The organism is Lysinibacillus mangiferihumi (genome assembly GCF_003049665.1).
In the GTDB taxonomy this organism is placed as follows: Bacteria; Bacillota; Bacilli; order Bacillales_A; family Planococcaceae; genus Lysinibacillus; species Lysinibacillus mangiferihumi.
In genome coordinates this window covers 56,844-74,602 of the sequence record NZ_PYWM01000024.1, presented here as the reverse complement: position 1 = coordinate 74,602, position 17,759 = coordinate 56,844, and the positions used below count along the sequence as shown (strand labels likewise).

At 35.4% G+C, this 17,759-nt stretch carries 34 protein-coding genes; 29 read left to right on the top strand and 5 right to left on the bottom strand.

Annotated features, from left to right (window positions below; translation table 11 throughout):
- Positions 1-64 precede the first annotated feature (64 nt).
- Positions 65-205: a hypothetical protein gene (locus C9J37_RS28435; RefSeq protein WP_167397376.1), complete on the top strand. Its 141-nt coding sequence runs from the start codon at positions 65-67 to the stop codon at positions 203-205.
- A 728-nt stretch (positions 206-933) separates the two neighbouring features.
- On the opposite strand, the gene C9J37_RS20060 is transcribed toward C9J37_RS28435, so the two are convergent.
- The 3 genes from C9J37_RS20060 to C9J37_RS20050 all read right to left on the bottom strand — a co-directional run bounded on the left by C9J37_RS20060 (position 934) and on the right by C9J37_RS20050 (position 3,610).
- Positions 934-2,097 (bottom strand): site-specific integrase, encoded by a 1,164-nt coding sequence (locus C9J37_RS20060; protein ID WP_107896796.1) that lies wholly within the window; start codon positions 2,095-2,097, stop codon positions 934-936.
- A 123-nt stretch (positions 2,098-2,220) separates the two neighbouring features.
- Entirely contained in the window at positions 2,221-3,000 is a 780-nt protein-coding gene (locus tag C9J37_RS20055) for a hypothetical protein (protein WP_107896795.1), read from the bottom strand.
- Positions 3,001-3,184: 184 nt separating this feature from the next.
- Positions 3,185-3,610 (bottom strand): helix-turn-helix domain-containing protein, encoded by a 426-nt coding sequence (locus tag C9J37_RS20050; RefSeq protein WP_107896794.1) that lies wholly within the window; start codon positions 3,608-3,610, stop codon positions 3,185-3,187.
- A gap of 516 nt (positions 3,611-4,126) precedes the next feature.
- Between C9J37_RS20050 and C9J37_RS20045 the strand changes: the two genes are divergently transcribed.
- Entirely contained in the window at positions 4,127-4,372 is a 246-nt protein-coding gene (locus C9J37_RS20045; protein WP_107896793.1) for a hypothetical protein, read from the top strand.
- Positions 4,373-4,407: 35 nt separating this feature from the next.
- Here C9J37_RS20045 and C9J37_RS20040 read toward each other — a convergent pair whose 3' ends face one another.
- Positions 4,408-4,836, bottom strand: coding sequence for a helix-turn-helix transcriptional regulator (locus C9J37_RS20040; protein WP_107896792.1), 429 nt, complete (start codon positions 4,834-4,836; stop codon positions 4,408-4,410).
- A gap of 168 nt (positions 4,837-5,004) precedes the next feature.
- Between C9J37_RS20040 and C9J37_RS20035 the strand changes: the two genes are divergently transcribed.
- From C9J37_RS20035 to C9J37_RS19920, 26 genes are all read left to right on the top strand, one after another.
- Entirely contained in the window at positions 5,005-5,226 is a 222-nt protein-coding gene (locus C9J37_RS20035) for a helix-turn-helix domain-containing protein (protein WP_107896791.1), read from the top strand.
- Between the two features lie 56 nt (positions 5,227-5,282).
- Positions 5,283-6,062, top strand: a complete 780-nt coding sequence (locus C9J37_RS20030) for a phage antirepressor KilAC domain-containing protein (protein ID WP_107896790.1) — start codon at positions 5,283-5,285, stop codon at positions 6,060-6,062.
- On the top strand, positions 6,063-6,368 hold the full coding sequence (locus tag C9J37_RS20025; RefSeq protein WP_107896789.1) for a hypothetical protein: 306 nt from the start codon (positions 6,063-6,065) through the stop codon (positions 6,366-6,368).
- Positions 6,369-6,563: 195 nt separating this feature from the next.
- Entirely contained in the window at positions 6,564-6,830 is a 267-nt protein-coding gene (locus C9J37_RS20020) for a helix-turn-helix domain-containing protein (protein ID WP_107896788.1), read from the top strand.
- Complete coding sequence (locus tag C9J37_RS20015; RefSeq protein ID WP_107896787.1) at positions 6,818-7,045, top strand: hypothetical protein; 228 nt, start codon at positions 6,818-6,820, stop codon at positions 7,043-7,045. The genes C9J37_RS20020 and C9J37_RS20015 overlap by 13 nt, the downstream gene beginning before the upstream one ends.
- 60 nt (positions 7,046-7,105) lie before the next feature.
- Positions 7,106-7,240, top strand: coding sequence for a hypothetical protein (locus tag C9J37_RS29455; protein ID WP_268808035.1), 135 nt, complete (start codon positions 7,106-7,108; stop codon positions 7,238-7,240).
- Between the two features lie 197 nt (positions 7,241-7,437).
- A complete protein-coding gene (locus C9J37_RS20010; protein ID WP_107896786.1) occupies positions 7,438-7,743 on the top strand; it encodes a hypothetical protein in 306 nt (101 codons plus the stop codon).
- A gap of 11 nt (positions 7,744-7,754) precedes the next feature.
- Positions 7,755-8,036, top strand: a complete 282-nt coding sequence (locus C9J37_RS20005) for a YqaI family protein (protein ID WP_107896785.1) — start codon at positions 7,755-7,757, stop codon at positions 8,034-8,036.
- Between the two features lie 108 nt (positions 8,037-8,144).
- Positions 8,145-8,714 carry a host-nuclease inhibitor Gam family protein gene (locus C9J37_RS20000; protein ID WP_107896784.1) on the top strand — a complete coding sequence of 190 codons (570 nt, stop codon included), beginning with the start codon at positions 8,145-8,147 and terminating at the stop codon, positions 8,712-8,714.
- Positions 8,711-9,403 carry an ERF family protein gene (locus C9J37_RS19995; protein ID WP_107896783.1) on the top strand — a complete coding sequence of 231 codons (693 nt, stop codon included), beginning with the start codon at positions 8,711-8,713 and terminating at the stop codon, positions 9,401-9,403. The genes C9J37_RS20000 and C9J37_RS19995 overlap by 4 nt, the downstream gene beginning before the upstream one ends.
- Positions 9,404-9,703: 300 nt before the next feature.
- Positions 9,704-10,114 (top strand): hypothetical protein, encoded by a 411-nt coding sequence (locus tag C9J37_RS19990; protein WP_107896782.1) that lies wholly within the window; start codon positions 9,704-9,706, stop codon positions 10,112-10,114.
- Positions 10,115-10,129: 15 nt separating this feature from the next.
- Entirely contained in the window at positions 10,130-11,197 is a 1,068-nt protein-coding gene (locus C9J37_RS19985) for a DnaD domain-containing protein (protein ID WP_107896781.1), read from the top strand.
- The gene (locus C9J37_RS19980) at positions 11,178-11,447 is read left to right on the top strand and encodes a hypothetical protein (protein ID WP_107896780.1); all 270 of its coding nucleotides are present in this window, start codon (positions 11,178-11,180) and stop codon (positions 11,445-11,447) included. The genes C9J37_RS19985 and C9J37_RS19980 overlap by 20 nt, the downstream gene beginning before the upstream one ends.
- Entirely contained in the window at positions 11,440-11,586 is a 147-nt protein-coding gene (locus C9J37_RS28430) for a hypothetical protein (RefSeq protein WP_167397375.1), read from the top strand. The genes C9J37_RS19980 and C9J37_RS28430 overlap by 8 nt, the downstream gene beginning before the upstream one ends.
- 22 nt (positions 11,587-11,608) lie before the next feature.
- The gene (locus tag C9J37_RS19975; RefSeq protein WP_107896779.1) at positions 11,609-12,076 is read left to right on the top strand and encodes a hypothetical protein; all 468 of its coding nucleotides are present in this window, start codon (positions 11,609-11,611) and stop codon (positions 12,074-12,076) included.
- A complete protein-coding gene (locus tag C9J37_RS19970) occupies positions 12,069-12,626 on the top strand; it encodes a hypothetical protein (RefSeq protein WP_107896778.1) in 558 nt (185 codons plus the stop codon). Before C9J37_RS19975 ends, C9J37_RS19970 begins: the two co-directional genes overlap by 8 nt.
- Positions 12,627-12,652: 26 nt before the next feature.
- Positions 12,653-12,925 (top strand): hypothetical protein, encoded by a 273-nt coding sequence (locus C9J37_RS19965; protein ID WP_107896777.1) that lies wholly within the window; start codon positions 12,653-12,655, stop codon positions 12,923-12,925.
- A gap of 144 nt (positions 12,926-13,069) precedes the next feature.
- Complete coding sequence (locus tag C9J37_RS19960) at positions 13,070-13,249, top strand: hypothetical protein (RefSeq protein ID WP_107896776.1); 180 nt, start codon at positions 13,070-13,072, stop codon at positions 13,247-13,249.
- Positions 13,246-13,875: a dUTP diphosphatase gene (locus C9J37_RS19955; protein WP_107896775.1), complete on the top strand. Its 630-nt coding sequence runs from the start codon at positions 13,246-13,248 to the stop codon at positions 13,873-13,875. Before C9J37_RS19960 ends, C9J37_RS19955 begins: the two co-directional genes overlap by 4 nt.
- Positions 13,875-14,048: a DUF6011 domain-containing protein gene (locus C9J37_RS19950; protein ID WP_167397374.1), complete on the top strand. Its 174-nt coding sequence runs from the start codon at positions 13,875-13,877 to the stop codon at positions 14,046-14,048. The genes C9J37_RS19955 and C9J37_RS19950 overlap by 1 nt, the downstream gene beginning before the upstream one ends.
- Positions 14,048-14,311, top strand: a complete 264-nt coding sequence (locus C9J37_RS19945) for a hypothetical protein (RefSeq protein WP_107896773.1) — start codon at positions 14,048-14,050, stop codon at positions 14,309-14,311. Before C9J37_RS19950 ends, C9J37_RS19945 begins: the two co-directional genes overlap by 1 nt.
- A 74-nt stretch (positions 14,312-14,385) precedes the next feature.
- A complete protein-coding gene (locus C9J37_RS19940; RefSeq protein ID WP_107896772.1) occupies positions 14,386-14,811 on the top strand; it encodes a RusA family crossover junction endodeoxyribonuclease in 426 nt (141 codons plus the stop codon).
- A 69-nt stretch (positions 14,812-14,880) separates the two neighbouring features.
- Positions 14,881-15,885, top strand: coding sequence for a DNA cytosine methyltransferase (locus C9J37_RS19935; protein ID WP_107896771.1), 1,005 nt, complete (start codon positions 14,881-14,883; stop codon positions 15,883-15,885).
- 55 nt (positions 15,886-15,940) lie between these two features.
- Positions 15,941-16,201: a helix-turn-helix domain-containing protein gene (locus C9J37_RS19930; RefSeq protein WP_167397373.1), complete on the top strand. Its 261-nt coding sequence runs from the start codon at positions 15,941-15,943 to the stop codon at positions 16,199-16,201.
- Positions 16,202-16,232: 31 nt separating this feature from the next.
- Complete coding sequence (locus C9J37_RS19925) at positions 16,233-16,487, top strand: hypothetical protein (RefSeq protein WP_107896769.1); 255 nt, start codon at positions 16,233-16,235, stop codon at positions 16,485-16,487.
- A gap of 26 nt (positions 16,488-16,513) precedes the next feature.
- Positions 16,514-16,699 carry a hypothetical protein gene (locus C9J37_RS19920; protein ID WP_107896768.1) on the top strand — a complete coding sequence of 62 codons (186 nt, stop codon included), beginning with the start codon at positions 16,514-16,516 and terminating at the stop codon, positions 16,697-16,699.
- A 40-nt stretch (positions 16,700-16,739) separates the two neighbouring features.
- Here C9J37_RS19920 and C9J37_RS19915 read toward each other — a convergent pair whose 3' ends face one another.
- A complete protein-coding gene (locus C9J37_RS19915) occupies positions 16,740-17,030 on the bottom strand; it encodes a hypothetical protein (RefSeq protein ID WP_107896767.1) in 291 nt (96 codons plus the stop codon).
- A gap of 228 nt (positions 17,031-17,258) precedes the next feature.
- Between C9J37_RS19915 and C9J37_RS19910 the strand changes: the two genes are divergently transcribed.
- Entirely contained in the window at positions 17,259-17,672 is a 414-nt protein-coding gene (locus tag C9J37_RS19910; RefSeq protein ID WP_107896766.1) for a LuxR C-terminal-related transcriptional regulator, read from the top strand.
- Positions 17,673-17,759: the final 87 nt, after the last annotated feature.

Sequence of the window (17,759 nt, the reverse complement as noted above, 5' to 3'; positions counted from 1 at the left end):
ATCCTCTAATTCTAATGTATTATTTTAATAAGGAGAAAACATGCTATTTAAAGGAGGCATATTCATGGATAACAATAAACGTAATGATGATGATAATGGGATTCCGGAAAGAAATTTAGTGAAAGGATTTACATTTAAAGGGTTCTTAATTTTTATTATAATATTGGTTATCGGAGCGCTAATTAATTATTTTTTAAAACAATAATTATTTCAAAATACTTACATCTTTTATAGATGGTTGAACCCTCAATGCATCTGATACTATCAAGTGCTCATATATCAAAGTAAGTTCCAAATTGGAAAATAGTTATTCCTTCTTGCGTAAAATGGAAAATATATAAACAAAATTTACAAAAATATGTTGTATTAATTTTGGTTTTAAATAGATGAATTGGGGCTAATTTTTAAGTACTCGCAGCATCCACTGAAATCACAAGTAAAGGAATTTAGGAGGGCAATACAAAAGTCACTCATTCTAAAAATTGAGTGACTTTTGTATTTTTCACCTGCCCAGTGTTATATTATTTTATATTTTTTTGTACCCCAGTGTACCCCAATATGTACCCCAAATAAGTGGGGTACATAGGGTAAAAACGAATACCACTATTTTTTACCAAACAAAATATTAAAATTGAATTTCTACATTTTGTAAATTTATGTTTTTATTTATTTTTCATCTCCAAAGCCTAAACCCCGCCAAATCAGCATTTTTACGCTATAATGTAGGACGAGGTGAAGAAAATGTTTGTGAGTGAAAAACAGATTGAGATTCGATATGCGGAGACAGACCAAATGGGCGTTGTCTACCATGCCAACTATATCATGAGGTTGGAGTTAGAGGGAAAGCTTTGATGTATAGGGATGGGGGAGGGCACAAAAAATGATGTACCCCAATTTGTACCCCAAATACATCATAAGATGGCTGTTTTAAAATTATCTTCCAGCTGCGAATTTATTCATCAATTCAATTGATTTAATTTCATCTCTTTCGAACGAGTGAACATATTCTTTTAGAATAGTATTTGGATTATCACCTAAGATTTTCGCGACAGTTACAAGTGTTTCACCACGTGAAAGTAAAATAGATGCTACTGTATGTCTTAAACCGTGTGGGGAAATTCTTTTTAGTTCATACTTTTCACAAATCATATCAATTGCATCCTCAACGTATGTTAACCCAATAGGGCGGCACCCTTGGCGAGAAATAAATACATAATCAGTATCTTCATGTTTCATACTTCTATCCCACTTCTTTTTAATACACCAAGCTTTGTACCTCTTTAATTGTGCGTATAATTCATTGTTCATACTAATTTTCCTATAGCCATTATCGCTTTTCGGTGGCCCAAGCCCTGTTCGTGTCCGAGCTTTATTAATAGTTATTGTCTTATTTTTAAAGTCGATATCATTCCATGTTAACCCCATCATTTCACCTTTACGCATTCCTGTCATTGCCAAAGTTAAAATAGATGAGTATCTAGTCGAAGGGTCATTGTCTTTAACGCATTGCAAAAATAGCTCTAACTCCTCTTCAGTGAGGTAGTTTTCTTTGTCACTAATAGGTGCAGCACTAAAATCCATTCTTCTGAAGCGATCACGAAGAAGTATTTCCTCTTCAACAGCATAAGAAACTGCAGATTTGAAAATTCGAAACACGCTTTGCACGGTCGCCCGCATTAATCCATAAGACACTAATTTGTTGATTAGCTCTCTTTGAACAGTCATTTTTGTTAATTTTTGTAGTTTATAGTGCCCAATCAGAGGTTTAATATAGTTGGTGTAGGACTCTTGATAATGAAGATAGGTACCAGGTCGCCAAACCTTCTTTTTCATTTCAAACCAAATCTCCATCCATTGTGCTACCGTAATATTGGCATTCTCTACAAATCTATCATTTCCGTCTAGTACATTAGCTTTGACCTCAATTAAGGCACGTTCAGCAGCTGATTCAGTATCGAATCTTAACATTGCTTTTTCTTTGCGATTTCCAAAACGGTCATAATACTTGTAGCGGAAAGCGAACTTCTTTTTGTTATTTGAGTCCTTATACCAGTAAATACAATCTTTTTTGGTTTTAATCATTTTATACCTTGCCATTAGATTACCTCCAATTACACGGGCAGGTGATAATTAGTATAGGGTAATCTCAGATTCCATCACTCCTTTCAAATAGGAATCCCTGTTCTTTTACTTGAAATTAAGGATGCATTTATTAAATTTCTATTGGAATGCTGGATAAAGTCTATAGCCAGTTGCTACATCAGGTAAATTTATGTAGTTGAATGATGAAAAATCTATTTTATCAATTTCACTTTTAAAAAAGAGCATAGTGATTACTTCATCATCATTGATATTGCCGTAGGTGTCTTTCATGGGGAAGGTTAAGCTAATTGATATTGAAGTATAACCATCAACATCTTTTATTTTTCTTAAAATATTTGTAATGTCTTCAAAGAAACCATCTCTAATACTGTCATTTGACCAGCCATCTCTACCTTTTCCAATAGCTGTTATATGACCTTCATCATCAATTTCAGAACTAATAGAAACATTTTCTGGCTTTTCGTAATCATTTTTCAACACTTCATACATAGCTATTCGTACTTTGCCTTCTGGTGATGAAGCATCAAATGAAGTTAAGAAAGTTGTATATGCATCTTTTCTTTCCTTTTCCTCTTGTAATTTACTTTCTTTTTCTCTTTTATCTGCTTGCGCTTTTTCTTTCTTTTGTTGCTCATTTTTTAACTGTTTATTTGCATCGTCAAGTAAATCTTTTGCTTTTGAATTCTTTGGTTTAAGTTCAACGGCAAGAGATAACTCGTTTACAGCCATTTCATAATTTCCTTCTTCAAAATAATCATTTCCTGCACTTAAATGTTGTTTAAATTCCTTCGTTTCATTATTTAGGGTAACTATTCTCCAAACGATTAAAATAGCAACTACACACACTAAAAACCAGTAAAAAGGGCTTTCTTTTATATTTTTGTAAAATCTGGACATTATTTTTCTCCTTTCTTAACTTTTTAACACTCAATATTCTGACAATTGAGCAAGTAGTATTACATTTTATTTCACTAAATCAACGGCAACTAAAAATTAACAGAAATATTATACACAATATATATCCGAATATTCAATTAATTAAGGATTGGTAAGTGCATTGTGAATTTATGAGCCTATATATCTAATCGCTACCTATTTTTTTATTGACAAGTACCGCTAATCTTTCTGCATGTTTTAAAGCTTCTAAAAGTGACTCGATTGCTTCTTCGCTCATTGGTTCACCCATAAAACTAAGTACAACACCACCATTATTACTTTTCCCTTCGATTAATTCTTTTTTTATTTTCGCCATTCGTTTTCCGATATCATGTTCATCTTTTCGAGATATACCTATTTCATTATTGCTTGTCATGTTATTACTAACTAAGTAGTCGATAGAAACTTCGTACAAGTCTGCCATTTGTTTTAACATTTTTATGTCGGGATCTCTATAATTTCTTTCGTATCCAGACAAAGCCCCATTTGTTACACCTAATTTTTTTGCTGCTTCAATTTGAGTAAGCCCTTTATCATTTCTAGATTTTTTTAATTTTTCTCCCAAAGTCATTTTCTCACCTCTAAGTTTTAATATATCTTAATTAAATGTATGGTTGAACATGATTAAACGATTAGCTTAATGTTTCTAATTGACGTTAACGAAACGTTTAATCTCGTTTGTTTAATTGTGACAAGTCGCTACTCGAATACAAAGTATGTCATTTTATAAATATAAAAGAGGGTAGGGTTTAAAATGATTATTGTACTCCTGATAGTAATTTTATAGACAGAAAACCGTCTCAAAAGAAGAGTTTTATCAAATTTTGTAGAAAATTTGTGATATTTTAAAAACGCCCATTCCATTCCTTATATGGAAATGATAATATTAACGTAAATAAAATGAGAACGCATGTTCCTGTTTTGAGTATAACAGAATAGAGGATGATTTTGTAGATCATTTAAAAAACACACTTCAAGTAACAACTTAAAATGTGTTAATTAGTTAACTGACATGCATCTCATGGACAGTTATTTTTTCGATTTCGATGGTTAAAATTTCTGTCAATCCAAGTAGGAGGTTAAGAGTATGGTAACAACAGAAAAGATATTAACAGAGCTTGAAAACTTTTCAAAAGTACTTAGTCTTACACCGCCTTGGTCCAGTGATGTTTGGCAATGGTGGCGATGTGTCATATATGAGATGGAGCTTTGGTCACTCTATTTATTGAGAGATCATGATGTATTTGGTCGTTATCAAGATGAGTATTTAAATTTAATGACTGACTTAATTTTGCGTCGAATCAAAGAATTAGAATCAGTGGAACAAAAATAAAACACTCTCTTAGTTAGGAGGGTGTTTTTCATTGACTATTCTTTTTTATTAATATTTTCAGGAGCGTTTTGTTCCATGCTTTTTGTTATTAATCTAACACTGAATTCCATTGCTTCTAATAAAGCTTCTTTAGTTGAGTTACTCATCGGTTCCCCATTAAAAGTTAATTCGTTTATGTTCTGTAAATCATAACGTAATTCTTCAATTCTTTCTGCAATATCCTGTTTACTTTTTTTTATTTGTTTATTGTTTATTCTATTATCGACTTGCCCAGTTGATAACCATTGTAATGATACACCGTATAAATCAGCTAAAACAGTTAGCGTAGTTAAATCAGGTTCACTCACATCGTTCTCATATCCACTTAATGTTTTGTTATTTATTTGAGTTCTTTCTTTAACTTGTATTTGCTTAAGACCAGCTTTTTGCCTAGCTAATTTTAGTCTTTCACCCAGTGTCTCCATAAAGTAGCACCACTCTTTATTCTTTTATTTTAAGACTATCTTAACCGTATTCCCAAAAACAAAGATTATTTTCTTAGAAAAATAGAAAAAAACATTGACTTCTTAGAAATTAAGAATTATATTAATTTTAACGAATTCTTAAATATTAAGAAGAAAGGTGTGGTCAATATGAAAGTACATGAAAGAATTCGTCGATATATTGAAAGCAATGGATTAAAAATGAAATATGTTGCTGACAAATCTTCTATTGAATTAAAGAGATTTTACCGGGTTATTAATGGTGATTCGGTTTTATCGGCGGATGAATATGAAAGAATTTGTTCTGGCTTAAATGTAGAGCAAAATTTTTTTAAAGAAGTGTTCTTAGATTCTAAGAATATGACTGCGTGAAATCCAGTTAATTAATCTATTTTTTCTAAGGAAAAGTGGAAAAAAGGAGGTTTCTTATGAATCCATTAACAGTTATTCATGAACAAATAGTTTTAACCAAAAGATTCAAAGTATACGGAACTTTAGAAAATCCGTTGTTTCTAGCGAAAGATGTAGCGGATTGGATTGAACATAGTAACACACGCATGATGCTGAAATCAGTAGATGAAGACGAGAAGGTAGTAAACAATGTTTACACCCTTGGCGGAACACAAGAAACGTGGTTCCTAACAGAAGATGGCCTATATGAAGTATTAATGCAATCACGTAAACCTATAGCAAAACAATTCAAAAAACAGGTCAAAGCTATTTTGAAAGAAATTCGACTTAATGGTGGCTACATTGCAACAAGCGAAGATGATGACGAAATGACAATCTTAGCAAAAGGTTTCCTAATTGCTCAAAAAACGATTGAAAATAACAAGAAAAAAATCATGGAACAACAACTAATAATCGAAGCTCAAAAACCAAAAGTATTATTTGCTGAAGCAATACAGGCAAGTAAAACATCAATACTAATTGGTGAGTTTGCCAAAATCCTAAAGCAAAACGGTGTAGAGATTGGGCAAAAACGTTTATTTGAGTGGCTTCGGGAAAATGGTTATTTAATCAAACGTAAGGGATCTGATTATAATTCACCAACGCAAAAATCAATGGAGCTCGGTTTATTTGAAATTAAAGAGACACCTATTCATCACAACAATGGTGAAATTAGCATCAATAGAACGTCAAAAATTACAGGTAAAGGCCAAGCCTATTTTATTAATAAGTTTTTAAACAAGGCGGTGGCAATGTGATTGGAACATAGTGAAAGTACAGTAATCAAAATATTATTTGAGATGTCTGGAATCACAAAAGAAAGAATTACCTCTGAGCTACGTGAACTTATTAACGAAACTGCTAGGCAGGAAATTTTATTTTGGGATATCGATGACATTATGAGAGCAACAACTTTTAAAAAGACATTCTTGGAAGAACATATCCTATGCGATCCACGTATCAAACAATACGAAAGACAGCGTGGATTCAAAGGAAAACGCGTATGGTTATATGAACCAACAGCGAAAACAATAACAAACATCATTATGAATGAATGGAATTAATAAGCACGGGCAGGTGCAATTGAATAGGGGAGCCAAAGAAAATGACCTCATTTGAAACTACCAATTTACCAAACTAGTAAGAGATTGGGACAAATCAACCTCTTGCTTATATAGTACTGTAAATTCAAGAAAATAGGGGTTCCGCATTTGTTTCCTTTGTTCCAGTTTGGAACATTGAGACAGGAGGTGAGACAAGTGCAATATGGAGCTATTTTAAAGGCTTTACGTGTAAAAGCAAATCTAACACAGGAACAAATAGCAGAAAAGCTAAATCGAAGCCGTTCATGTATTTCTAAGTATGAAAAAGAAGTAAAAGTGATAGATATGCCAACATTCATGCAGTGGATACAAATTACAGATGGACAAGTTGCAGCGGCAGCCATGATGTTTGGAATGGACGCCTTATCAATCATCAATCAATTATTACCGTTTATCGGAGGAGGTTTTATATGGTGGATGTAATTATGCTTATCAAGCATCGTAGAGCGATTTACGGGGCAATCGGAGCAATTGAATCCAATTTAATAATGGAAGATTACGACTTAGCTATTGAAAGAGCCTATGACATTATCAGAAGTCTGAAAGCTTTACAAGCCAATCAAAAAATAGATTTAGCAGAAGTAGATAGAGTGATAGATCACATCCAACAGTGGGAGGTTCAAGATGTTCAAGTTTAAACGATGGAGTAAATTGTCGTTACAACAACGTCTAGTGTCGGTCGGCAATTGGTGGTGCCGATGGTGAAGTGGTTAGTAAATTACTTATACATGCCAGACGATGGCCGTGACCACCGCCATAAAGTGTTCTGTGTGAAGTGTGGTCTAATCATCATCGCCATTGGTGTACCAGTAGTTATTGCCTGTTGGCAATAAAAAAGCTGCTTAATCGCGGGAACGATTAAACAGCAGTGCGGTTTTGTCTACACACATTATACCACAATAATCGACGTTTGCGAGTCGTAACTCGCTCTCGTCAAGCAGTTCATAATCCTCTTCTTTCGTCTGGTTAGCCAATATATTATGAGCTGCTTGATGGGAACCCATCAAAAATAATGAAAGGAATGATTCAAATGAAATTACAGCAAGCTGCATTAGTACTTAGTAAATTGCCAAATTTATTAATGTACTATGGTATTCCAACGAGTGAAGTTATTTCCGCTCAATATGATGCAACGAATGAGCCTGTACATGTTCGAGTGCATCTATTACAGCTAGACTCATTGAGGAAAATTGGCATTCCTTATAAAAGGATGGTACAAGGCGAAAATGAGTACAGTTGGACTTCTTATCACGTAGTAAAACACGGTGTATTATTCGTGGCGAACGGTCCAGTTATTGTGCCAGAACACGTGGACGCTCACGCAATGCCGTTTTAGGAGGTCATTCTATGAATCTCTTACAAGTTGAAAACCCAATGGTGCTTGGGCGAATTGAGTATCCAACTCCATCTTACGAACCTGATGTGATTTTAGATATGTACGATGATTTTGGTAGTTTCATCGCCAGTGGGGATGTGTACTTTGAGATTGGGGACGCGCTTATCCATATCGACAACATCAGTGATTATTTAGCTACAGGATATAAGGATGAATCTACATTTGATATGAGTGATTCAAAGGTTATTGCTTATGTAGAAATGAATTACGGCTACGCTCACATAAAAAAATAATCCTATCCGGTGCAACGGAGAGGATTAATTGAGGCTCATGCCACAAAATTTTTCAAAATTATCATATCGCATGGGCTCAATAAATGCAAATCAAAGGAGGTTTTTTCAATGAACCGATTGCAGGAAATTGAACTATACGAACTAAATGAATTACAACCTGAAGACAAACAGTTATTTGTCATTAAGGATTTGAATGGACTCAACTGGGTATTACGAAAAATGAATGCGGCCAACGCAAAATTGAACGAAATTAAATCGCTAGCAGAAGCGGAACGTGAACGAATTAATACGTGGGAGCAAAAAGAAAGTGCTGGATTAGTTAGCGATATTTCATTCTTTGAGCAGAAAATCATCGAATATCACGCCCATGTTTTAACCATCGATTCGGAACAAAAAAGTATCGTTACTCCCTATGGGAAAGTGAGATCAATCACGAATGAAGCGCAACCACAAAAAGTTGATGATGAGGCAATATTCGATTATTTAGAGATGAACGAATTACCGTTTGTGGAAGTTAATACAACTCGAAAATTACGATGGGCGGAACTGAAAAAAACATTAAAAGTAATTCAAAAGGGTGATGACCAAGTTGTTGTAGATGAGGACGGACAAGTTGTGCCTGGTGTAACAGTAAAGCCTAGAACGACAACATTCAAAGTGGAGGTGGCAGACCAATGATCTTCTCACCAGAAAACACAAATATCGCTGCTGCATTAGCAAAATCATGGGGTGAATTAGAAACACCTAAGCACAATGTAACTGTAGAAGTTACTACGAAAAAGGGTAGTAGGTATTCATTCCAGTATACGGATTTGAACGGTATTTTCGAAGCTGCTCGCAAGGTTTTTAAAGAAAATAATGTATCCATTATTCAAAACAGTTACACAGAATTAACAGAATGTGGTCCATTAGCTTGTGTTGAAACGATGTTCTTGCATAGCTCCGGTGAATGGGTGAAGTCTTCACCACTCAAATTCCCAGCTGCTACAGGGATGCAAGATTTTGGCGGACAAATCACTTACATGAAACGCTATAGCCTATCAGCGATGCTAGGTATTGCAACGGAAAAAGATGACGATGCAAATGGGGTTAGCGGTAACACATACGATTATTCTAATCGTCAACAACCTGTTAATAACAACAAAATTTCGATACCAAAGAACGCACAAGAGGCTAGTGCCATTACTTTAACATTTGGAAAGCATCAAGGAAAAACATTGAAGCAAATATGGCGTGAAGATATGGCTTATATTCAGTGGCTTGCAAGTAGTGAAAAGACGGATGAAGCAATCCGTGAAGGTATTGGATTGATGCAAGTTGCAGCTGCTCAACAACAAGCACAACAAAAAATGCAACAGGTGGTATAAGTGTATAACGTACCATACAAAGTCCTTCTGCCTGCTTGGATCTTCGAGCAGGCGAAGGATTCAAACGAATTGAGATGCTTAGTGCTCGAATATATGAAACGCTATCCAGATTATCGAATTATTAAAATAAGCGGTAGTTTCGCAGTTTGTGAGAGGAAATCAAGAGTTTTATAGGAGGATTATGATGCTTGAGCAATTACAACAAGCCTATTATAAAGCGATGAAAAACGTAGTATTTGTGGATTTTGTGAATAAGTCTGTGATTAAAATTTGGAATATTTCAAATACGGAGGGTGAACGATGAAAATATTTCAACAAAACATCTTCGGTGGCGAGGATGAAATCATTACAACGATTCCTGTCATTGTATTAAAACATCGTAATAAAGAAGGGCGTTATCTAGCAAACGGTATAGATTGTACTGATTGGAGCGATCCAGATGGTGACGTGACCATGGAAGACATCGAAAACGCATTTATCATTGTTCGGGATGACCGCTCAAAGCCAGATTTAACAGATGTTCAAAAATTACGAGCGGAATCAGCAGCTTATAAAAAATACATGATTGAACGTTATGGAGAAGATGCCATTATTAACTTCGATGTTGAAAGATGGTTAGTAGATTACGACCCAATAAATATCGACATGCCAGTAGAAAAATTCAATTTAGCATGTGAAGAGAATGGTTGGGAGCCGGTGAAAACTTATTAGGAGAGGCGAGGGCAAATGGCTAAATACAGAAATGTACACACAACATATTGGGATGACGGCTTTGTATTGGATCTTACACCAGAGGAGAAATACTTCTATCTGTATTTAATGACAAATGGCAATACAACACAATGCGGCATCTATGAATTGCCATATAGAGTTATAGAATTGCACACAGGTTACAACAGAGAGACGGTGCAGAAGTTGCTACAACGTTTTGTGGAGTACGGAAAAATCACATACAACGAATCAACAAAAGAAATCATGCTGAATAACTGGGCAAAATACAACTTTATCAACTCACCGAAAGTGAAAAAATGCATCGAAAAAGAGCTACTTGCAGTGAAACATATACCGTTTGTAAGGAGCTACATTACTACATTGGAACAGTTAGGATACAGTATTGATACCGTATCAATACTGTTAGATGAAAAAAGTGGGCAGAAAGTACCTAACACTAGTAATGATGAGGATTCGATACCGTATCCATACCCTATCAATACCCCTTGTAAAGACTATGGGGAAGAAGAAGAACAAGAACAAGAAAGAGAAGAAGAACAAGAAAGAGAAGAAGAACAAGAAGAAGAACAAGAACAAAAGAGTCGTCAGTCTGTTTCTTCTCAATCTGACTTTGCTAGATTAATTGAATTTACAAATCAAAACATTACACCAGTTCTTCCAACAGTTGCTGAACACCTTGGATATATCTTGGATGATTTCAAAGATGTCGATTTAATTCTGGCAGCTTTACAAAACGCAGTATTTAATAATGCTCGAAATAAAATCAAATATGCAGAGGCTACATTGATTAATTGGCGTAAAGAAATGATTACTACTTACCAACAGTTAAAAGCCAAAGAGGAAAGGGAGAAAAATAACAAGCGACAGCAAGCTAACCCTTATCATTATCAAAAGCCAAAAAGTCGTACAGAAATTGTTCCTGAATGGTTCCATAATCGGAATGAAGATGAGACACCACCAACTGAAGCTAATAAATCAACGATTGATTTTGAAGCAGAACGCCAAAAAATATTATCGATGCTAGGAAAGGCAAATCAAGAATATGAACAGACATCGAATTAAACCTTCCACAGGTAAACAAGACCGTTCGAGTAAAATCCCAATGCACGATATTTTAGGTCAACGTGTGAGAGTAGGCGATCGAGTAGATGTTTTTAGTCCACATGGTATTAGTTATGAAAATGTACAGGTGATTCAAATAGGCGGCAAGCGTTGGATTCAAGCAGACGAGCATATGAGGTTTGGTGGTCTTGGTAATCACGAAATGATAAAGGTAAAGAAAAGTAATGAGGAGTTGAACATACATGAATAATTTTGAACAAAATTTCAAACGTACAAGCCGTTTGGTATGGGTATTTTTTGTAATCAATATGGTTATTGCAGTCGTTTTTTTAGGCGGATTAGGTTGGCTAATTTACGTATTGTTAAAGCATTTTGGCATCATCGGTTAATTAAAGCTAGGAGTGAATGAGGTTGAAATCAACTGAACGTAATTTTAACGGTTTAATTGTACGTCATAGAAAATCAGCGGTGTTTTTAGAAAGAGAAACAGACTTGAGTGTTAATGGTTATGTGTCACATTTTTCGAAAGATCAAACACTTTATATTGCACGAAGTGAACTGAGTAACAAATATACTTTTTCAGAAGATGAATTTAATGAGTTTGTGGCTTACATGGAGCAAATTGCACATGAAGCATGGGCTAACTTCGCACCGAAAGAAGCAGATAGTTTGGGTGCAGATTATGCAGATTATTACGATAGCGAGTTTGATAGTGAGGGTTCTTTATGGTTTGGCAAATACTTTATCAACTTGGATGGTCCATCACAACCGAAAACAAATAATCCAATCGCTAGATTATATAAATTCAACAAGCGTAAATTTGAGTCGTTTATTTATGACTTGCGGAAGCAATTAGTTAGGAGTGAAGCAAATGACTGAAAAAGTAATTGTTTGTCAAAAAGTAATAGACGCATATCAAACATTATTGGACAAGCATCAAGGTAATTCATTAGCAGTGGTTTATGAATGGTCCGAAAAGCTACTGCCTCATAAAACCGATTCCGTTTGGAAAGATGTCGACTGGTTTACGTTATTGGCTTTAATTACTGGTAACTATAAGGTTTCTCCTGAAAAAGTAGCTAAAACAGAAGTTGAGCATTTACGAGAAATGCTTAGAAATACAAGAAAAACCTTACGTCACAAAGTTAGCGAAGTGAAAACACTACAAAATGCTTGTAAGAAACATAAGGCAAAGCAAGCAGCTCTTGAATTTCAATTGAAAGTATCCATCATGCATGCTCAGGAACTAGATGCAGAACTAGAAGCCGAGGTTGCTGAAAACGAACAGTTACGTGAAGCGCTTGAGTTTTATTCAGATGAAACAAAGTACGAAAGAGTAGAACTTTGTGATGGTGACAAAGAAATTTACATCGAGCGCGACGGTGGGGAAATTGCACGTCAAGCTCTATGGGGTGAGACCAATGAATGAACAATTCATGAAAAGGGTGAAAGTGCATGAGTACGAGACGGCGTAACGGCATTCCAATTGATATCCGTAGTGCTCGAAAGCCAATACCAAAAGTTAATATGCAAAAGCCAACGGAATATAGTCAGTACAACGTGTATGTAACAATGTTCAAGCGTGAAGATGGTCATAACGTTTGGACGATGGTTCCTTTGTTGCATCCTGATTACAAAAAGCTGAAAAAGGATGGATATAGAGTTGTTGAGAAGTGGGAAAAGAGAAGGGTTCAGCCAACTGAAATAAGTGATTTACAGCTTGTTTAAGGCGTTTTGATGGAATGTGATAAATAAATCAAACTATGAAATAAAACTTCTGTATGATGCTAATTTTAACGGTAAATTAGGTGATTAACAGAATGAAAGACATTACGTTTTAAGCATGAACTAAATTCAAACGAGGTGAGTGTGATGGTAGTGTTAAAAAACATCATTGGAGCACGTACACAACGCGAATTAGAAAATAGAATTGCTGATTGTGAGGAACGTGGATGGAAGGTTGCTAGTCACGTAAAGCATTTTCCAGGCCATCCTAGACCATATCAAATACTAATGAAATTCGAAACTGACAAGGAGCATGTAAGTCTATGAATTTAACTAAATTATTTGAAACACAAGCAGCATTGGACGAGCACATCATGCAGGAGCATCCAGAGTTACGAGGACAAAACAATCTTGATTGGAAGTTACTAGCGTTACAAGTTGAGCTAGGCGAATGTTCGAATGAATGGCGAGGGTTTAAGAAGTGGAGTAATGATCAGGACCCAAGGACATGTGTAAGTATAGACGTTTGTAAAAATTGTGGAGGTACGGGTATTCCATTAGGAAATATTGAGGGCGGAGTAGATTGTTGGAATTGCGGAGGAAGTGGAGAGATTACAAAAAATCCTCTCCTTGAAGAGTATGCAGATGTTCTTAGTTTTGTTTTATCTATCGGTAATGAAATGGACGGAAGTCTAGATTTAATTAGTTATTTATTATCTGAGGAATACAAGCAAGAAATACGATATGCCGAAATAGATGTATGTGATCAATTCAGAAAACTATTTAGAACAATATCACTGTTAGACATGCATAGAAACAGAGTGAATTTCGGTGAAGTACTAGCTGATTTGATGGGTTTAGGCAAAGTGCTAGGATTTACAACTGACCAAATCGAAACTGCTTACTTCTCAAAGAAAAAGGTCAACCATGAGCGTCAGGAGAGCGGATACTGATGAAACTATGTAAACGTTGTAATCGTAAGTTAAAGTCTCAAAAATCAATTGATGTAGGCATGGGCCCAATATGCAAGAAAAAATATGAAGCAGAGTTAGCCGAGGCTAAGTTTAACAACCATCAGATAACGATTGATGAAGTGATAGGTGTGCCTCTTGAAGAGGTGCGCTGATGGAGCAAATTGAATTTGACCTAGGATTACCAGAAGAACCACGGCAGAGAAAACAAATTGAACCAAACATTATGTGTCGTAAATATGGTTATGGACCAGAAGATGCTACATGTAAAACATGTTATTACTTGGAGAAAAAACAACATGAACGTAATCCTAAAAAACATTGGTATAAGTGTTCGTTGTTAAGGAATCGTAACGGATGTGGTCCTGATATAAGACTTAAATATAGAGCATGCAAGAAATATGCAGAGAGTAGATAAATGCACGCTGCTGGTAGAACGGCATTAGGTTGTTTTATCAGCAGACTAAAGAGAGTGCTAACAGGAGGGCAAACATGAACGTACTCAAAATTGAAATACCAGGAGTTATTCAACCACAAGAACGACCGCGCTTTAGTAGACGAGGCAAAAAGGTGGTTACACATGATGCTCCAAAGAGCAGAGACTTCAAAGACTTTGTAAAGCTTGTAGCATGGCAAAATAAGCCGTCAGAGTTGATTACAGAGCCTATTAAACTAAAGGCTGATATTTATCTCATGCCACCGAAGAAATACCACACAGGGCCAAAGAGAGCGTTAATAGCTAGTGGTGAATTAAGACCAACAACTAAGCCTGATCTCGACAATCTGATTAAAGGTATAAAAGATGGGATGAGTAAAGTCATCTGGCATGATGATGCTCAAATAGTGGAAATGACGGTATGTAAATATTATTCAGAGCAACCGAGGGCAGAGGTGACGATTAAGTGGGGAGAAAAGTAGAGATGGGTTGTTAGGGAAGAAGAAAGTGGTTAGTTGAATCCAAATGTGCAGTAACAAGGAAGTGGTGCAGTGATTAAATTATTATCACTTTTTGGTGGTATAGGTGCTGATATTAAGGCACTAAAAAATTTAGGTGTAGAAGTGAAAACAATTGATTATGTCGAGTGGAAAGATAATAGAGTTAAGGCATATAACGCTATGAACCCATTTAGATACAATGCACAAGATGTAAGAGGTTGGGACTTGAAACCTGACATTTTAGTGCATGGCTCGCCTTGTCAAGACAACAGCGCAGCAAACTTAAATGATGATAAAGGTCGTTCTAAACTGATGCTCGAAACAATCCGTATTATTCGTGAAATGGGCGAATGGCGACCAAAAGTGGTTATTTGGGAAAATGTACGCGGAGCATTATTTAAAAAGAAACGCCCGATTTTCAATGAATATTTAAGTGATATGGAAGCGTTAGGATATTCAAATTCTTATCAAGTATCTAATGCTATGGATAGAGGTATTCCACAAACAAGAGAACGGGTATTTTGTATAAGCATATTAGGGAATAACGTTTTCGATTTTAGCAAAGTTAAAAAGAAACCATTGAGACCTATGAGTGACTTTAAGCAGCCTGACGATGAAATTGAGAACATTGAAAAGTATGTTGTTAATATTCCATCGATGTTAAGTAGATTAGAAGATTTAGCTACTCCAGAAGAAATTGAGAGTAACAAATCAAAATTTCGTTATATAAAAACAATCACTGATGTTTGTAACACTATTACGGAACGTCCAGATCGTTGCCCTAGTGCTGGTGTATTTAAAATGGCTGATGGTCGTTATAGATATCCAACAGAACGAGAGTGGTGGAGATTAATGGGATTCGATGATACTGATTTCGACTTGATGCTTAAAGAGTTTCCGCAAAAAGATAAATGTCGTAGCGCTACGCTATATGCATTGGCTGGTAACAGCATTGTTGTACAAGAGTTAGAGGCGATATTTGAGGTCATTATTAATGAGGATTACGGAACAAATCTAATAGCAGATGCAACAGGGCAGTTACAAATGATTTGCTAATTACATTAGATAAATTTTGTTCAGTAAAAAACATTGCGTCGAGGAAGTGATTGTATTGTTTCTAGGAGAAAATCTTAGGAATTTACGAATATTATACGGGCACTCTCAAACTTCGTTGGCAGACTTAACAAACATATCAGAACGTGATATATGGCAATACGAAAACGGATATAAAAATCCTAATTTTGAGCATGTAAATATATTTAAAAAATTGTTTAATGTTCGTTCAGCTTATTTTTATCGTGATGATTTATTAATCAATAAAGGTAACAACATAAATATCAATCATATATCTTTTAGATTTTTGCATGGTTGATAATTTTTGTTCAGCAAGGGAGTTGGTAAATTTGGATTTCAAAATTATAAATGAACGTCAGATAATCTTGCAATTAGCTATGCAAGAGGCGTATAAAAAGCGCGATGAATGTCAACGAGATTTCGATAATTTAGACAAAAAACTAAGTATTATGACCGCTGATGGTTGTTCATTACCTGATAAAGATAAAGTTGTTGAATCTATGCTTTGTTTGAAAGAATGTCGAGATGGATGGCAAGAAACAATTGACCATATAAGACAATGGCAAGATGAATTGAAAAGTTAAATATGAAAGATGTGGAGGATTAACTTATGAAAAAATATAATGTCATAGCAAGCGAAGATTTAGAAGCACCACAAAATTCTTGGACTAAAGGCAAAGAATATGAAGTGACAGAAACTAATACAAAATTTCAAATTACTTCAAATGAAGCACGAGTAGCTTATGTAATTACTTTGAAAGATGAAATCATGAAGAACTTTAAAATAGTTTGCTGAACACATTGAGGAAAAGAAAAAGCCGCAGCGTCGTCACACGCTACAGCAACTGAAAAGATATATAAGGAAAATACGTAAAAAGGAAACAGACATAATCGTCTATTTCCTGTTTCATAGCTTTTAATTTTGCTTTATGTTTGGCTTTTGGAATCGAGTGATACTGCTCATATCGGCACATTCTACAAGAGCAATGAATTTTTCCTTTGCTTAATGTACCACGTACAGGCATGTATTCGCTTTCTAGTAACATAACATTTTTTAAAATAGCCCATTTCTTTCGAATTATTCGCCCTCTTTGATGGCGAACATAGGATTTTGAACGGTTTTTCATAAATATCAGCTCCCTTGAGAAACCCAAGCTTGCAGAGAGGTCAAGGGATACTAGGGCACTCCCTACAAGCTTGGCATGTAGCTGATATACTGGATCAATTGATTCATAGCATCATTCCTTTTTTAGAAAAAAGCCGCAGCGTTTGCAGACGCTACAGCTCAAATAGGTTTATGCCCTTTTAGGCTTGTCAGTATAAAGAATTATAACACAACTTAGGAGGGCAAACCTATGTTAAAAGAAAGAACACTAACGATTACACCAGATGCTTTAGATTCAATGATTACAGACTACCACTGGATGGTTAACGCCATCAAAGAAATGCGAGCAGAAATGGTTATTGGGGCAAAAACGGCGCAATACGGAATTGAGGCTACACTATCAAAGGCTGCAGGCGGTGTAGGTGATCCGATTATGCAGGAAGCTATTAGACGTTCGAAAAATATTAAACGTGTTGCGGAGTATGAGAAGAAGCTGCTAGAGGTGCAAAAGTTAATTGAAAGAGTTGCTGGTGACAGAGAGGTTCAAGTGTTGAATTGGATGCTAGACGGTAAATCACAACGTTGGATAGGTCAACACATGGCATTATCAGCAACTAGTATTAAGCGCATTAAAGATAACATCGTAAAACAGATGATTGCATGATGTAGGGGCTTGTGTCCCTTCGAAAGATATTATTCAGCAAGGAAGGTGAACAAATGCAATATTGTACTGAGTAGAAAAAAATGAGGA

Excerpts from the sequence above, each read along its gene's own strand:
- C9J37_RS20015 (WP_107896787.1), top strand. The coding sequence starts at position 6,818 with ATGGTGGATGTAATTATGCTTATCAAGCATCGTAGAGCGATTTACGGG.
- C9J37_RS19910 (WP_107896766.1), top strand. The coding sequence starts at position 17,259 with ATGTTAAAAGAAAGAACACTAACGATTACACCAGATGCTTTAGATTCA.
- C9J37_RS28430 (WP_167397375.1), top strand. The coding sequence starts at position 11,440 with ATGAATAATTTTGAACAAAATTTCAAACGTACAAGCCGTTTGGTATGG.
- C9J37_RS20055 (WP_107896795.1), bottom strand. The coding sequence starts at position 3,000 with ATGTCCAGATTTTACAAAAATATAAAAGAAAGCCCTTTTTACTGGTTT.
- C9J37_RS19995 (WP_107896783.1), top strand. The coding sequence starts at position 8,711 with ATGATCTTCTCACCAGAAAACACAAATATCGCTGCTGCATTAGCAAAA.
- C9J37_RS20035 (WP_107896791.1), top strand. The coding sequence starts at position 5,005 with ATGAAAGTACATGAAAGAATTCGTCGATATATTGAAAGCAATGGATTA.
- C9J37_RS19980 (WP_107896780.1), top strand. The coding sequence starts at position 11,178 with ATGAACAGACATCGAATTAAACCTTCCACAGGTAAACAAGACCGTTCG.
- C9J37_RS19970 (WP_107896778.1), top strand. The coding sequence starts at position 12,069 with ATGACTGAAAAAGTAATTGTTTGTCAAAAAGTAATAGACGCATATCAA.
- C9J37_RS19920 (WP_107896768.1), top strand. The coding sequence starts at position 16,514 with ATGAAAAAATATAATGTCATAGCAAGCGAAGATTTAGAAGCACCACAA.
- C9J37_RS20030 (WP_107896790.1), top strand. The coding sequence starts at position 5,283 with ATGAATCCATTAACAGTTATTCATGAACAAATAGTTTTAACCAAAAGA.
- C9J37_RS20010 (WP_107896786.1), top strand. The coding sequence starts at position 7,438 with ATGAAATTACAGCAAGCTGCATTAGTACTTAGTAAATTGCCAAATTTA.
- C9J37_RS19960 (WP_107896776.1), top strand. The coding sequence starts at position 13,070 with ATGGTAGTGTTAAAAAACATCATTGGAGCACGTACACAACGCGAATTA.
- C9J37_RS19985 (WP_107896781.1), top strand. The coding sequence starts at position 10,130 with ATGGCTAAATACAGAAATGTACACACAACATATTGGGATGACGGCTTT.
- C9J37_RS19940 (WP_107896772.1), top strand. The coding sequence starts at position 14,386 with ATGAACGTACTCAAAATTGAAATACCAGGAGTTATTCAACCACAAGAA.
- C9J37_RS29455 (WP_268808035.1), top strand. The coding sequence starts at position 7,106 with ATGGTGAAGTGGTTAGTAAATTACTTATACATGCCAGACGATGGCCGT.
- C9J37_RS19945 (WP_107896773.1), top strand. The coding sequence starts at position 14,048 with ATGGAGCAAATTGAATTTGACCTAGGATTACCAGAAGAACCACGGCAG.
- C9J37_RS19965 (WP_107896777.1), top strand. The coding sequence starts at position 12,653 with ATGAGTACGAGACGGCGTAACGGCATTCCAATTGATATCCGTAGTGCT.
- C9J37_RS20060 (WP_107896796.1), bottom strand. The coding sequence starts at position 2,097 with ATGGCAAGGTATAAAATGATTAAAACCAAAAAAGATTGTATTTACTGG.
- C9J37_RS19950 (WP_167397374.1), top strand. The coding sequence starts at position 13,875 with ATGAAACTATGTAAACGTTGTAATCGTAAGTTAAAGTCTCAAAAATCA.
- C9J37_RS20005 (WP_107896785.1), top strand. The coding sequence starts at position 7,755 with ATGAATCTCTTACAAGTTGAAAACCCAATGGTGCTTGGGCGAATTGAG.
- C9J37_RS19915 (WP_107896767.1), bottom strand. The coding sequence starts at position 17,030 with ATGAAAAACCGTTCAAAATCCTATGTTCGCCATCAAAGAGGGCGAATA.
- C9J37_RS19955 (WP_107896775.1), top strand. The coding sequence starts at position 13,246 with ATGAATTTAACTAAATTATTTGAAACACAAGCAGCATTGGACGAGCAC.
- C9J37_RS28435 (WP_167397376.1), top strand. The coding sequence starts at position 65 with ATGGATAACAATAAACGTAATGATGATGATAATGGGATTCCGGAAAGA.
- C9J37_RS20045 (WP_107896793.1), top strand. The coding sequence starts at position 4,127 with ATGGTAACAACAGAAAAGATATTAACAGAGCTTGAAAACTTTTCAAAA.
- C9J37_RS20050 (WP_107896794.1), bottom strand. The coding sequence starts at position 3,610 with ATGACTTTGGGAGAAAAATTAAAAAAATCTAGAAATGATAAAGGGCTT.
- C9J37_RS19990 (WP_107896782.1), top strand. The coding sequence starts at position 9,704 with ATGAAAATATTTCAACAAAACATCTTCGGTGGCGAGGATGAAATCATT.
- C9J37_RS20040 (WP_107896792.1), bottom strand. The coding sequence starts at position 4,836 with ATGGAGACACTGGGTGAAAGACTAAAATTAGCTAGGCAAAAAGCTGGT.
- C9J37_RS20000 (WP_107896784.1), top strand. The coding sequence starts at position 8,145 with ATGAACCGATTGCAGGAAATTGAACTATACGAACTAAATGAATTACAA.